Source organism: Brevibacillus thermoruber 423, from assembly GCF_000454065.1.
GTDB classification, from domain to species: Bacteria; Bacillota; Bacilli; order Brevibacillales; family Brevibacillaceae; genus Brevibacillus; species Brevibacillus thermoruber.
In genome coordinates, this window is sequence record NZ_KE695651.1 from 467765 (window position 1) to 482855 (window position 15091).

The 15091-nt window shown below is 60.1% G+C and carries 11 protein-coding genes; all 11 read left to right on the forward strand.

Annotated elements, in window-relative coordinates:
- Positions 1–28 precede the first annotated feature (28 nt).
- Positions 29–1075, forward strand: coding sequence for a glucose-1-phosphate thymidylyltransferase (locus tag M516_RS0113790; RefSeq protein ID WP_029099655.1), 1047 nt, complete (start codon positions 29–31; stop codon positions 1073–1075).
- Between the two features lie 5 nt (positions 1076–1080).
- Positions 1081–1893: a glycosyltransferase family 2 protein gene (locus M516_RS0113795; protein WP_035289843.1), complete on the forward strand. Its 813-nt coding sequence runs from the start codon at positions 1081–1083 to the stop codon at positions 1891–1893.
- A gap of 118 nt (positions 1894–2011) precedes the next feature.
- Entirely contained in the window at positions 2012–3088 is a 1077-nt protein-coding gene (locus tag M516_RS0113800; RefSeq protein ID WP_029099657.1) for a glycosyltransferase, read from the forward strand.
- A 9-nt stretch (positions 3089–3097) separates the two neighbouring features.
- Positions 3098–4387 carry a UDP-glucose dehydrogenase family protein gene (locus M516_RS0113805; RefSeq protein ID WP_029099658.1) on the forward strand — a complete coding sequence of 430 codons (1290 nt, stop codon included), beginning with the start codon at positions 3098–3100 and terminating at the stop codon, positions 4385–4387.
- 123 nt (positions 4388–4510) lie between these two features.
- The gene (gene pepF, locus M516_RS0113810) at positions 4511–6322 is read left to right on the forward strand and encodes an oligoendopeptidase F (protein ID WP_029099659.1); all 1812 of its coding nucleotides are present in this window, start codon (positions 4511–4513) and stop codon (positions 6320–6322) included.
- A gap of 254 nt (positions 6323–6576) precedes the next feature.
- Entirely contained in the window at positions 6577–7800 is a 1224-nt protein-coding gene (locus tag M516_RS0113815) for an efflux RND transporter periplasmic adaptor subunit (RefSeq protein ID WP_029099660.1), read from the forward strand.
- A 3-nt stretch (positions 7801–7803) separates the two neighbouring features.
- Positions 7804–10887, forward strand: a complete 3084-nt coding sequence (locus M516_RS0113820) for an efflux RND transporter permease subunit (RefSeq protein ID WP_029099661.1) — start codon at positions 7804–7806, stop codon at positions 10885–10887.
- A 217-nt stretch (positions 10888–11104) separates the two neighbouring features.
- Positions 11105–11893, forward strand: coding sequence for an SDR family oxidoreductase (locus M516_RS0113825; protein WP_029099662.1), 789 nt, complete (start codon positions 11105–11107; stop codon positions 11891–11893).
- Between the two features lie 49 nt (positions 11894–11942).
- Positions 11943–12434 carry a YajQ family cyclic di-GMP-binding protein gene (locus tag M516_RS0113830; protein ID WP_029099663.1) on the forward strand — a complete coding sequence of 164 codons (492 nt, stop codon included), beginning with the start codon at positions 11943–11945 and terminating at the stop codon, positions 12432–12434.
- A gap of 81 nt (positions 12435–12515) precedes the next feature.
- A complete protein-coding gene (locus tag M516_RS0113835) occupies positions 12516–12986 on the forward strand; it encodes a hypothetical protein (protein WP_029099664.1) in 471 nt (156 codons plus the stop codon).
- Between the two features lie 176 nt (positions 12987–13162).
- A complete protein-coding gene (locus M516_RS0113840; protein WP_029099665.1) occupies positions 13163–14821 on the forward strand; it encodes an AMP-binding protein in 1659 nt (552 codons plus the stop codon).
- Positions 14822–15091 lie beyond the last annotated feature (270 nt).

The following is a 15091-nucleotide window of genomic DNA, read 5'->3' on the forward strand; positions in this document are numbered from 1 at the left end:
CGCAGAGCACAACTGGGGAGTGATTGTCGTGAAAGGGTTAATCTTGTGTGCTGGACGCGGTACCCGCCTGCACCCCTTTTCCTATTCCCAACCCAAAACCCTCCTCCCTGTAGCGAATCACCCGGTTTTACACTACTGCTTACTCAAACTGCGTGAAGTGGGTGTGCGTGACATCGGAATTGTCATACAACCGTCCCAAATGCAAATTCCTCAATATGTGGGCGATGGTAGTCAATTTGGGGCTACCATTACCTTTCTTGAGCAAAAAAAGCCGTTGGGAATCGCCCATGCCGTGCAGCTGGCGCAGCCGTTCCTGCGTGACGAACCGTTTATCCTGCTATTGGGCGATAATTTACTGATGGATTCCCTGCACGAGCTGACGCAGACCTTTACCCGCACCCGTGCGGACGGTGTCGTGATGCTGAGCAAGGTGGACAGACCGGAGGATTACGGGATCGCGGAAATACAGGAGGAGCGTCTGATCTCCGTAGAAGAAAAACCGCAGCGGCCCAAAAGCAATCTCGCGGTGATCGGCGCCTATCTGTTTACCCGCCCGATCTTTGCGTCGATTGCCACACTGCGTCCGTCCAGCCGCGGCGAATACGAAATCACGGACGCGATCCAATCGATGATCGACCGCGGCTATCACATCGCCCATACCGTCACCAACGGGAAATACACGGATGTGGGAACGATTGAACGCTGGCTCGAGGCCAACCGCTGGATGCTGAAACAGGAGCTGGGCGTCCGGCACGAGGTCGGCAGCGACAGCATTGTGGAAAACTGCACCATCGTCGGCCCGGTGGTGATCGGGAAGCGCTGCCGTATCGAGAACTGCCGGCTGGGTCCCTATGTCGCCATTCAGGATGGCGTTCAGTTGAAAAACTGCAAGCACATTGAAAACAGCATTCTGCTCGAGAACAGCTCGCTCAAGGACGTGGAATGGCCGGTGACCAACAGCGTGTTTGGCCGTTCCTCCCATCTCGCCGGCAGCGCAGCGGACAGCGGAGGGGTGTTTATCCTCAGCGACAAATCCTCCATCCGCATGCCCGGGGCAAAGGGGAATCCGCCATGACGACGATGACGCCGGAGACCCCTACTTTCACCGTTGTCATTCCCACGTACAACCGGGAAGCGTATATCGACAAGGCGATCCGCAGCGTTCTCAAACAGACGTCCACGGACTGGAAATTGCTGATCATGGACGATGCGTCCACAGACCAGACGTACCAGAAAGTGGCCCCCTATCTGATGCATCCCCGCATCCAGTACTACCGGATGGAGGAGAATTCCGGCATTTCCAAGGTGATGAACCAGGCGCTGGCGATGGTGGATACGCCGTTTCTGGTCCAGTTGGATTCGGACGACTGGCTGCCGAGTGAGACACTGTCCATCCTGAAGCGATACATCCGCAAAGACAAGAAGAACACGGCGCTTTTCTACGGAAACGTGAAAATCTGGCGGGTCAGGCGCGGGCGCTACTGCGATCCGTTTTTGATCACACACAAGCAGTTTCACAACAAATACGACTTTTTACAGTACACCCGCTGGATGGTGGCGCCGCGGTGCTATCGGGTAGACGCCTTGCGGGAGGTGGGAGGATGGGATACCTCTGATCCGTATGAGGGGCGGATCATGGAAGACCGGCGAATGATTCTCCGGCTGATTGAACGGTACCCCGTGAAGTGGATCAACCGCAAGCTGTACAACAGGACCAAGCACCGGGGACAGCTTACCGACAAAGAGATGAAATGGAAACGGAACCAGCTCCGCAGAGAGACCTTCCAGCACTTTCTCATGCGCTGGGGGGACGAATACAAACCCGTCTACGGCTATAAAAGCGGGTATCTCATCATCAAGCGGCTGAAGAGAGTGAGGCGGCAAGACGGATGAGAACCGTGCCGACCACGGGATGGGCGGGGGATCGTTTCTTGACTGCCCCCGCGAACAGCAGCGCGCAGACATGCGCACCGTCCAAAACGGCTCACACATGAAATCGGGAGGCCATCGCATGCATCGGGTTCTTGTCTACCGGCGAAAATTCCTGCCGAAAAGCGAGACGTTCATCTACGAACAACTGCTTGGCCACCAGCGCGTGAAGCCGGTCGTGCTGACGCGGCGGCCGTGCAACCGCGAGCAGTTTCCCTACTGGCCCGTGTACGTGCGCAGACGGTTCAAAGGTCTTGCCGGCTGGCTGAAAAAAAAGAAGATCGCATGCCTGCACGCCCGATTCGGCCCGGCCGGGTTGGAGCTGCTGCCGCATGCGCGGAAGGCGAAACTGCCGCTGATCACCTCCTTTCACGGGTTTGACGCCACCAAGCGCGTGCAGGAGGACCGCCGTTACCGCCGCGCGCTGAAGCGGCTGTTCCGTCAAGGGAAGGCGTTTACGGTCGTCAGCAAGCACATGAAGCGGCGGCTGATCCGGCTCGGCTGTCCCGGCAAAAAAATCACCTTGATCCGCTCCGGGATCGATCTGCGCAAATTTCCCCTGCAGCCCCCGCAGCCGGTCGTCGACGGGGCGTTTCGCCTGTTGAGCGTCGGCCGTTTGACAGAAAAGAAAGGGATGGATACGCTGATAAAGGCGTTTGCCCGCATCCGTCCCCAGTTTCCCCGTGCGACGCTGACGATCGTCGGCGACGGGGAAGAGAAGAAGAAGCTGCGCCGCCTGATCAGGCGCCATCGCCTGCAGCATGCCGTTACGCTGCGCGGCGCCCAGCCTCATCAGGAGGTTGGGCGTGAACTGGCGAACTGCCATGTGTTCGTCATCGCCTGCAAAACGGCGAAAAACGGCAACCAGGAAGGCATTCCCAACGTCCTGATGGAAGCGATGGCGACCGGCAGGCCGGTCATCTCCACCTATCACGCGGGCATTCCCGAACTGGTGGAACACGGCAGGACGGGATACCTCGTACCGGAGCGGTCCGTCTCCAAGCTGGCCGACATGATGAAACGCGTGCTGAAGGAGCAGGACCGGTGGCCGGACGTGGTGATCCGGGCGAGAGAAAAGGTGGAGCGCCGCCACGATATAGAGAAACAGCGCGCAAAACTGGAAGCCTTGTATCTGCGCGTACTGAAAAAGCAGCGATGAGGTGAAACGATGGAGGTAGCCGTAGTAGGTACGGGATACGTGGGTCTGACGACGGCGGTGTCCCTCGCCTTGCACGGACATCGGGTGACGGGCGTGGATGTCGACGCGGCGAAAATCAGCCGCTTGAAGCAAAAAATCTGCCCCATCTACGAACCCGGTCTGGAGGAAGCGTTGGCCCGGGCGGTCGACAGCGGCGCGCTTCGGTTTGCCGCCAGTCTGAACGAGGGCGCCCGCGATGCGGAGGTGCTGTTCATCTGCGTCGGCACGCCGGAAGCGGCCGACGGTTCGGCCGATCTGTCCTATCTGTTTGCCGCCGTGGATGACATTCGCGCCCTGCAGGACGACGTGCCGAAGCAGCGCACCGTTGCCATCAAAAGCACGGTTCCTGTCGGTACGGCCGATCGCGTGGCCGCCCGGCTTGCCGCCTGCGGGGGGATTCACGTGGCGTCCAATCCGGAGTTTTTGCGGGAAGGGAGCGCCTTGCAGGACGCGCTGTCGCCGTCCCGCATCGTGATCGGGGCCGATGCGGATGAGGCGTTTGCCGTCCTGGAACGGTTGTACGAAGGGGTAACGGCGCCGCGCGTGCTCACTACGCGGGCCGATGCGGAGCTGATCAAATACGCGTCCAACGCGTTTTTGGCCACGAAGATTTCGTTTATGAACGAGCTGGCCCGGCTGAGCGCGGTGCTGGGCACGGACGTGCAGACCGTAGCCCGCGGGATGGGGCTGGACAGCCGGATCGGGCCGGAGTTTTTGCAGGCGGGGCTGGGCTACGGCGGGTCGTGTTTTCCCAAGGACACGATCGCCCTGCTGCAGCTCGCCAAACAGCACGGCGTCTCCCTCTCCATCCTGGAGAAGGTGCGGGACGTGAATGCGACGCAGCCGGACTGGTTTATCGCGCGGCTGCGCGAGCGGATGGGGGCGCTGAACGGCAGGCGGATCGCCGTGCTGGGCCTGGCGTTCAAGCCGAATACGGACGACATTCGGGAAGCCCCGTCCCTGAAGGTGCTGGATGTTCTGCTCCGTGAAGGGGCGGCGGTGTCCGCTTACGATCCGGTGGCGTCTCCGGCAGTCGCCCGGCTGTACCCTCAGGTGGCGTTCGCGTCCGACCCGTATGCGGCGCTCCAGGCTGCGGATGCCGCCCTGCTGGTGACGGAGTGGAAACACTGCGTAGACCTTGACTGGCAGCGGGTGAAGGCGGCGATGAACGCTCCCGTGCTGTTTGACGGGCGCAACGCCTGGCCGGCCGAAGCGCTGTCGAAAGCCGGGTTCGTCTATGCCGGCGTGGGCAGAAGCTGACTTTTCCGTCGAGAAAAGTCGGCTTTTTGCGTACGGGGCCATTTGAACCGGATGGCAGAATGCGCTACCATACACATATGGAATGGTTCCCCAACGAGACGAAAAAACGAGGGAGTGATCGCGGTGAACAAAAGCAAAAACCTGCCGAAGCGAAGCGAAATTCCGGCCGAGTACAAGTGGCGGCTGGAGGACATCTACAAAAGCGACGCTGACTGGGAGAACGACGTCCGCAGAGTAAAGGAGATGGCCGAGCAGATCGCGGCCAAAAAAGGCACGCTGTCGCAGTCCGGCCAACAACTGCTGGAGGTCCTGAAGCTGCAGGACGAACTGCTGATGACGCTGGACCAGGTGTACGTGTACGCCCGCATGCGGCGTGACGAAGACAACACCAACAGCACCTACCAGGCGTTGACCGACCGGGCGACCGCCCTGAGCACGCAGGTATACGGAGCGATTTCGTACATACAGCCGGAAATTCTGGCGATCCCGACCGAGCAGTTGGAAGCGTGGCTCAGTCAGGTGCCGGGGCTGGATCATTACCGCATCCTGCTGGACGAGATCACCCGCTACAAGCCGCATACGCTGTCGGCCGAGGAGGAGGCGATCCTGGCCAACGTCAGCGAACTGGCTTCGGCGCCGTCCAAGATTTTCGGGATGCTGAACAACGCCGACATCAAATTCCCGATGATCACCGATGAAAACGGCGAAGAGGTGGAGCTGACCAAGGGGCGGTACGTCCAGTTCATGGAGAGCAAGGACCGCCGTGTGCGCAAGGAGGCGTTCGAGGCGCTGTACGCCACGTACGACAAGCACCGCAACACGATTGCCGCCTCGCTTACGTCTGCGGTCAAGGCGGACGTGTTCTACGCCCGCACCCGCAAATACCCGTCCGCCCTGTACGCCGCCCTGTTTGCCGACAACGTCGACATCTCGGTGTACGACAACCTGATCGCCACCATCCGTGAGCACCTGCCGCTGATGCACCGCTACATCGCGCTGCGCAAAAAGATGCTGGCGGTGGACGAACTGCACATGTACGACCTCTACGTGCCGATCGTGCCGGAAGTGGAGATGAAGATTCCCTACCAGCAGGCGGTGGAGACGATCAAGGAAGCGCTGCGGCCGCTGGGAGAGGAGTACGGCCGCGTCCTCGCCGAAGGATTTGCGGGCGGCTGGATCGATGTATACGAAAACCAGGGCAAAACCAGCGGCGCGTACTCCTGGGGGGCGTACACGACGCATCCGTTTGTGCTGATGAACTACCAGGACAACGTCAACAACATGTTTACCCTGGCGCACGAAATGGGGCACGCCCTGCACAGCTACTACTCCAATCAGACGCAGCCGTACACCTACGCCGACTACAAGATCTTCGTCGCCGAGGTGGCCTCCACGCTGAACGAGGCGCTGCTGATGCACCACCTGCTGAAGACGACCACGGACAAAAAGCAGCGGATGTACCTGATCAACTACTACCTGGAGCAGTTCCGCGGCACCGTCTTCCGCCAGACCATGTTTGCCGAGTTTGAAAAAACCGTGCACGCCAAGGCGGAACAGGATGAGCCGCTCACGGCTGACAGCCTGAGCGAAATCTACCGCGAGCTGAACGTGGCCTACCACGGGCCGGAAATGGTCGTGGACAGCCAGATTGATCTGGAGTGGGCGCGCATTCCCCACTTCTATCGCAACTTTTACGTCTACAAATACGCCACCGGGTTCTCCGCCGCCACGTCGCTGGCCAAGCAAATTCTCGAAGAAGGGCAGCCGGCGGTGGAGCGGTACCTGCAGTTCTTGAAGAGCGGCAGCTCCGACTACCCGCTCAATCTGCTGAAAAAAGCGGGCGTCGACATGACCTCGCCGCAGCCGATCCGCGAGGCGCTGGGCGTCTTCGCCGAGATGCTCGCGGAAATGGAACAACTGGCGGAAGCGAAGTAAACGGAAGTACAAAACCGGGACAGCGTGTCCCGGTTTTTTTTGCGTTCTTTTGCTGTGTTCGGTCTGTTGTCCATTTTTTGGTCATATCCTGTAACGGTTTTCCATGTACGACGTAGTACTGTCCAGGGAGAAGTGCCGGGGGTGGCTCCGTCTCGAGGCGGAGAGGAAGTTCCACCCGCTGACTGTTTTGGAAAGACGGGACTCCTGGCACAATATCCCTTGGAAATGACTGTCACAGACTTGGAGGAATCATTGTGAGCAAACGCGCATCCATCTTTCTTGCTTCCCTGCTGGCCATCACCGCCGGCTGCGGACCGGAAACGGCTCAACCGCCGCAAGAGCAGCCCGCCAAGGCCAAAGTCGTCGAGGTGCTGACGGTGAAGAAGCCGGATCACCCCGTCGTGCTGACCGTGACCGGCATCGTGGAAGCGAAGCGAGATGCCATCCTGCAGTTTGGCACGGGAGGCACGATAGCGGCCATCCACGTGACGAGAGGGGCAAAAATCGCCCAGGGTCAGCTTCTGGCCTCGCTGGATACCCGCTACTACCAAAAGGAAGTGGAAGCGGCGGCAGGCCAGGTGGAAGAAGCGGCGGCCCGCAAGAGCAAGACGTTGAGGGGTGCGACGGAAGAGGCGATTCAACAGCAGCGTCTGCAACTGCAAAGCGCCCAGAACCAACTGGCCAAGGCCAAGCGGGAGTTCGAGCAGGGCCAAAAGCTGTTCGAAGGCGGCGCCATCTCCCGAAGCGAATGGAACGACCGGAAATGGGCCGTGGACCAGGCGCAGATAGCCGTGAACAACGCCAAGCTGGCCCTCGATGAACTGCTCAAGGGAGCCCAGCCCGAAGACATCGCCATGGCCAACGCCTCGCTGAAACAGGCGGCCGGTCAGGTGGAGCGGGCGAAAAAGACGCTCGACGACACCAAAATCGTCGCCCCGTTCGCCGGTACGGTGGTGGATGTCTCCAAGCAGGTGGGCGAACTGGCCAATCCGGGCGAAGCCATCATCCATCTGATCGATTTGTCGGAGGTGAAAGTGACGCTGGACGTCACCAACGAGCTGATCAGCCAGTTCCGCGAAAAGGCCAAGGTCCAGGTAATCGGCGAAGACGGCCAGAAGAACGAGGGAACCGTCACCTTCGTGTCGCCGGTGGTCGACAAGCAGACCGGGAAGTTTCGGGTGGAAGTGACCGTCCCCAACCCGAAAGGCGCATGGCGCGGGGGGATGGTGGCGACCGTGGAGATCCCCCGGACGATCAACGGTTTTCTCGTGCCGCTGGAAAGCGTCGGCGTGAGCGAATCTACCCACTATGTGATGGCGGTGGAAAACGGCGTCATCGTCAAGCGGGAAGTGAAAACGGGCCAACTGGTGGGAGACCAGATGGAAATTGTCTCCGGCGTCAAACCGGGCGACAAACTGCTGCGCGCCGGCATTACGTTCTACGTTGAGGGGCAAAAAGTGGAGGCGAAAGGGGAATAACGCATGGAAAAGACGATTCTCTTTTTGCTGAAGCGGCGCCTGATTGTGTTTCTGGTCACCTTTGTCATCGTCATCGCCGGGCTCGGCTCGCTTTTCAGCTTTCAAGTGGAGCTGGTTCCCAAGACCAACTTCCCGTGGATTACCGTCAGCGTCTCCGGCGGTTCGCTTCCGCCCGAGGAGATGGAAGAAAAGGTCACGAAGAAGATCGAACAGGAGATCAAGTCGATTGCCGACGTGAAAGAGTACTCGTCCACCACCTCCACCGGGCACGTCAGCATCACGGTGATCGCCGAAGAAGGCAGAGGGGACAAAGTGAAGCAGGACGTGCAAAACGCGGTGAACCGCCTGCGCAACGGATTCCCCAAGGCGGTTGACACGGTCAACGTCAACCAGGCCAATTTCGGAGACGACGCCCTGATTGACTATGCCCTGGTGGGGGCGGACCCGCAAACCATGCTCGGCCTGGCGAAGACCGCGATCAAGGACCGGATCGAATCCGTCCCCGGGGTCAAGGAAGTGGAAGTGTCCGACCGCAGTTTTGAAAACCAGATCGCCGTCACGCTGCGGCCGGAACGGCTGTCCGCCTACCGTACGACGCCCGCATCGGTGATGGAGCAGCTCCAGGCGACCAACTGGAAACAGGCCGTCGGAACGCTGGAGAATCCCGGGTTTGACACCGTCGTCATGATCGACAACACCTACACGACCGTCCAGGAAATCAGCCGGTTGAACATCGACACGCCGGAAGGGACGGTGACGCTGGACCAGTTGGCGACGATTGAGGATCTGCGCGGCAAGGTAAAGGATTCGATCGCGCTGACAAACGGCAGCGTGTTCGTTCACCTCAGCGTCAAGCGGGCGGAAGGGAGCGATCTGATCACCACCCAACGGAACGTGGAGGAGGTCGTGAAACAGATCAACGCCGAAGCCGGCGGACGCTACGAGCTGAAGGTGATGTTTGAGGCAGCCTCGTACATTCAGCACGCCGTGAGCAACCTCAGCCGGGACGTGCTGATCGGCGGGGCGCTGGCCATCATCATCCTGTTCGTCTTCCTGCGCAACTGGCGCGTGACGCTGGTCATCGCCACGACGCTTCCGCTGTCCGCCTTGATGACGTTCATCGCGATGAAATGGGGCGGGTACAACATCGACATGGTGAGCCTGCTGTCGCTTTCCCTGTCGGTCGGCCTGATCGTTGATGCGGCCATTGTCGTTCTGGAAAGCATTTACCAGTTCCGGGAAAAAGGGGAGCCGCTGCAGCGGGCGATCGTGAAAGGAACGCGGGAAGTGCTGACCCCGGTGTTCACCTCGCAGTTGACGATTATCATCGTCTTCCTGCCGCTGGTCTTTGCCGACTTTGAAGACTGGTTGAAACCGATTCTGCAGTCGATCGCCTTCACGGTCACGTCGGCCATCGTGGCGTCGACCATCGCCGCGTTCTTCTTCGTCCCGGTGTTTTCCGACCGGTTTCTCAACAAGGACAAGAACGTGTCGCTGGAGGGCGAAGGCAAGGATCATGCGATCGTGCTGTGGTTTAACCGACTGCTGCAGGTGGCCTTGCGCCACAGGGTGAAAACCGTCATCCTCGCGATCGTCATCTTTGTCGGTTCCACCTTCCTCCTGCCCTTTGTCAAAATGGGGCAGGGCATCGACGCGAACGAAAACCTGGTGTTCGCTTCGCTGACCATGCCGACCGGGTCCACGCTGGAAGATGCGCAGCGGGCGGGCGTGGCGGCGGAAGCCTCTCTCCGGCAAATACCGGAAGTCAAAGACGTCTTTTTCTTCGGTGACAAGGAGAAGACGGAACTCTTCATCTCCCTGAAGGGAAAGAAGGAACGGGAGCGCGACAAGGAAGCGCTGACCCAGGACATCAACGACCGGCTCAAGGCGATTCCCGGCATTGAGAGCATCTCGACCGCATTTGGCGGCCAGGGAAATGAGCCCCCGGTCCAATTGGACATCGTCGGCGAAGACATGGAGAAAATGCGGCAGCTCGCCGGCGACGTGGAAGCCATGCTGGCAACCATCCCGGGCGTGACCAACATCCGCAACGATTTCAAGGAGGGCAAGGAGAAAATCACCTTGCTCCCCAAGCAGGACGCGCTTGCCCGGCTGCAGGTGGATCCCCGCTCCCTGCTGCAGCAGATCAGCATGATGATCGGGGAACAGCCGGTCACGACGATCACGTCGGACGGGATTGAGGTGGACGTGGTCGCCAGGATGCCGGACAACTGGCTGAAGCATCCGGAGCAATTGCACCAAATCATGATCAGCTCCAAAACGGGTGAGCAGGTGCCGCTCTCCGAACTGGTGGAGTGGCGGTACAGCAAGTCGCCGGTCACCATCGCCCGTGAAAAGGGGGAGCGGATCGTTACCGTTTCCGCTGAACTGCTCGGCAGCGATTTGGGGACGGTGGGCCGCCAGGTGGCGGAGAAACTGCCTGCGCTGGCCGTCCCGGCCGGGTACAAGGTGGAGATCGCCGGCAAATTGAAAGAGCAGAGCGCCAACATGACGCAGGGATTGTTCGTCTTTCTGGGCGTCATCGCCTTGATTTACGTCATCATGGTGGCGCAGTTTGGACGACTGTCCCACCCGCTGTTGATCATGCTGACCATTCCGATGGCGCTGGTCGGCGTCATCCTCGGGTTTGTGCTGACGCAGCGGATCCTCGGCGAGATGGCGATGATCGGGATCATCATGCTGGTGGGGATCGTCGTCTCCAACGCCATTCTCCTGATCGACCGCATCAACCTGCTGCGCAGCCGGGGCATGGCGCTGATGGACGCCATCCTGCAGGGCACGAAAGACCGCGTGCGGCCCGTGATCATGACCAAACTGACCGCCATTCTCGGCATGCTGCCGATGGCACTGGCCATCGCCGAAGGGTCCGACCTGGAAGCGCCGCTGGCGACGGCCGTCATCTCCGGCCTGATCTTCCACACAATGGTCACCTTGGTCTTGGTGCCGGTCCTGTACTCGCTGTTTGAGAGCGCCAGGGAGCGCCGGCTGGCCCGCAAAGCGGCCCGTCTAGCCAAACGGCTCGCCAAAAAGCAGGCGAAGAACAAGGTGCCGGCCGCCGAACTGTAAGCGGCACCGGTCCGCAGCGAATCCGAACAAGGGCCCCATTCCGGGGCCCTTGCTGCTGGCATTCATGCGCACACGGGCTGCAGCCTGCGCCATGCTGCCGATGAGGCCGGTAACTGTCCGGCCTCTTCCCTTTTGCTTGCATTGGTCAGATTTTTCTGTAGAATGAAGGCAGACAAGGAATACCAGAACATTGCGAAAACCGGAAAGGAGAATCGATATGGATCTGCAATTGCAGGGAAGAACGGCCATCGTGCTGGCCTCGACAAAAGGACTGGGAAAAGCGACCGCGCTGTCGCTCGCGGCGGAGGGGGCGAACGTCGCCATCTGCGGCCGTGACGAAGCCGCTCTGGCCGCCACCCGGACGGAGATCATCGACAAGACGGGGAAAGAGCCGCTGGCCATGCTGGTGGACGTGACCAAAGCCGAGGACATCCGGCGGCTGGTGGACGAGACGGCCGCCCGGTTCGGCAGTGTGGACATTTTGATCAACAACGCCGGCGGTCCGGCAGCGGGCACCTTTGATCAACTGACCGACGAGCAGTGGATCGCGGCCTTTGAGCTGAACCTGCTCAGCTTTGTGCGGGCGATTCGCGCGGTGCTGCCGCACATGCGCAGGCAGCAGTTCGGCCGCATCGTCAATTTTGCCTCCTCTTCGTTCAAACAGCCGCTGGAAAACCTGATCCTGTCCAACACCTTCCGCACCGGGATTGTCGGGCTGGCGAAAAGCCTGGCCGTGGAGCTCGGCCCGGACGGGATTCTCATCAACACCGTCGGGCCCGGACGAATCGCGACGGACCGGGTCGCTTCGCTGGACCGGCTGCGGGCGGAGCAGCTCCAGGTGGACGTCGGCGAGGTGAAACGGCAGGTGGAGGCTGCGATTCCGCTCGGCCGTTACGGCCAACCGGAGGAGTTCGCCCGCGTCGTCACCTTCCTGGCCTCCCCGGCCAACAGCTACGTGACGGGCCAGGCGTTCCTCGTCGACGGCGGACTGGTCAAGGCGATCTGACCGCCGCTGTGCTATAATGGATGGAAAATACAGGTGAAGGGGAACTGGCATGAGCAAGGAAAGTTCGTTTGACATCGTATCCAAAGTGGATCTGGCCGAGGTGACGAACGCCATCCACACGGCTGTCAAGGAGATCGAAAACCGCTTTGACTTCAAAGGCAGCAAGAGCAGCATCACGCTTGAGAAAGAGGAGATCGTGCTGATTTCCGACGACGAATTTAAGCTGGGCCAGGTCAAAGACATCCTCCTCGGCAAACTGGTCAAACGGGATGTGCCGGTCAAAAATCTGGAGTACGGCAAAGTGGAGCCCGCCGCGGGCGGGACCGTCCGTCAGCGGGTCAAGCTCGTACAGGGCATCGACAAGGAGAACGCGAAAAAAATCACCAGCATCATCAAGGAGACCGGCCTGAAAGTGAAATCGCAGATCCAGGACGACCAGATCCGGGTGGTTGGCAAAAGCAAGGACGATCTGCAGGCGGTGATCGCCGCCATCCGCAAGGCCGACCTGCCGATTGAGGTGCAGTTCATCAACTACCGATAAAAAGTTTTGCTTCTATTTTTTCTCTCTTCGCGTATGCATGTACCAATAGGCGACAAGCATCTGCGAAAGGGAGAGTAGGATATGAAGGTCTTTATCGTCAGTTTGCGCAATCTGATCCTGGGCGGCATCGTCTTTCTGATCGTGCTGGTGGCGGGTATCGTACTGCTGGTCAAAGACCCGCTGCATGTATCCGACTCCTACAGACCGGAAGAACCGAGCGTCCCCGCATCCGCACTGCCCGCTGCTCCGCCGGACGGCGCCGCGAAGCCGTCCCTCAACCTGGACGTGAAGGTGGAGGGAAGCACGGCTGACGTCAAACTGCTCACCCAGAACTTTCAGTTTGTCGAGGATTCGGGCGATCCCAACCAGGCTGTCTTCGGCCAAGGGCACGCGCACCTGTACCTGAACGGCGAACCGAAGGGGATGATCTACCATCCGGAGTTTCTGCTGAAGAAGCTGCCAAAAGGGGAGCACGAGCTGCGGGTTGAGCTGAACTACAGCAATCACCTGCCGTACAAGGTGGAAGCGGTGCAAAAATTCGTGGTGCAGTAAGGAAAAGGCGTTCCGACAAAGGGACGCTTTTTCTTTCCCGCCGGATGTCGGACCGGCTTCACGACAGGAGAACCATTCCGAAAAAACGTATGACAGGAAGGAATATACAGCCGGCGAATCGAATCAACTACAACAGACAGAATAGTCAGACGTTTAGGGGAGAAGGGGGGCTTTCGATGTTGCGTTCCATTACGATCGGCGACCTGCTGGACGAAACGGCAGGCCGCTTTCCTGACAAGGAGGCCGTGGTCTACAAGGAGCGGAGCCTGCGCTACACGTTTTCACAGTTCCGGGACGTGTGCGACCTGGCCGCCAGGGGGTTTCTCTCGCTGGGGATCCAAAAAGGGGAACACATCGCCATCTGGGCCACCAACGTGCCGGAGTGGGTGATCAGCCAGTTTGCCACGGCGAAAATGGGGGGAGTGCTGGTCACGGTCAACACCAGCTATCGCGTTCACGAGCTGGAATACCTGCTGCGCCAGTCGGAATCCACCACGCTCCTGCTGATCGACTCGTTCCGGGGCGCCAGCTACCTGGAGATGATCCGGGAAATCTGCCCCGAGCTGGACGAGTGCGAACCGGGGCGGCTGCAGTCGGCACGGCTGCCGCATCTGAAAAACGTCATCTACATCGGGGAGGACCGGCAGCCCGGCATGTTTTTGTGGCGCGATCTGCTGGAACGCGGCGCGGCCGTGCCTGACGGGGAGCGGATGGCCCGCCAGCGGGAGCTGCATCCGGACGACGTCATCAACATGCAGTACACGTCGGGGACGACCGGGTTTCCCAAAGGCGTCATGCTGTCCCACAACAACATCGTCAACAACGCGATCAAGGTGGCCGAGTGCCAGCGGCTGGGCGCGGAGGACCGGGTGTGCATCCCGGTGCCCTTTTTCCACTGCTTCGGCTGCGTCATGGGCACGCTTGCCTGCGTGGCGACGGGAGCCACGATGGTGCCGGTGATTACCTTTGATCCGGGGACGGTTTTGTCCGTCGTGGAGGAGGAGCGCTGCACCGCCTTGTACGGCGTGCCGACCATGTTTATCGCCGAGCTGAACCACCCGTCGTTTGCGGAGCGAGATCTTCGCTCGCTGCGCACCGGGATCATGGCCGGTTCCCCGTGTCCGACCGAGGTGATGAAGAACGTCGTGGAGAAAATGGGCATCCGCGAGATCACGATCGCGTACGGACAGACGGAATCCTCGCCGGTCATCACGCAGACGCGGCCGGACGACACGATTGAGCGCCGCGTCTCCACCGTGGGCAGGGCGCATGACGGCGTGGAGGTGAAGGTGATCGATCCCGTCACCGGAGAGACAGTGCCTCCCGGTGTGCAGGGAGAGCTGTGCACGCGCGGCTATCTCGTGATGAAAGGATACTACAACATGCCGGAGCAGACAGCCAAAGCCATCGATCACGAAGGCTGGCTGCACACCGGCGATTTGGCGACGGTGGACGAAGAGGGCTACTTCCGCATCACCGGCCGGCTGAAAGACATGATCATCCGCGGCGGAGAAAACATCTACCCGCGTGAAATCGAGGAATTCCTCTACACCCATCCCAAAGTGCTGGACGTTCAGGTGGTTGGAGTGCCGGACCCCAAATACGGGGAACAGGTGCTGGCTTGCATCAAGGTGAAACCGGGGGAGACGCTGACAGCGGAAGAGGTGCGAACATACTGCGAAGGCAGGATTGCCCGGTTTAAAATTCCGCACTACATCCAGTTCGTCAGTGAATACCCGATGACCGCCTCCGGCAAAATCCAGAAGTTCAAGCTGCGGGAGCAGGCGATTCGCGCTTTCGGCCTGGAGGCGGCGGACGGCATCGAAACCGCGTGACAGACCGACAGCGAAGAGCGTGAAACACGCGGCGAACAGTGAGACGATGTATCGCGAGCAGCGTGGAAAGCGGACAGCGAAAAACGCCGGGGCATGCCCCGGCGTTGCAGTGTGCAGACAAAGTGACTGCTGGGGGGAGAAGCACGTTTCCGGCATCCGCTCCGTGCTTTACCCACCGAACACAAGCTAACGCTCGCGTTCGGCGGGGCCCAGTTTACGCCCAGCAGGGAAGCAGGGACTGCACGCTCCGCATCGATTTGCGGGGGATCG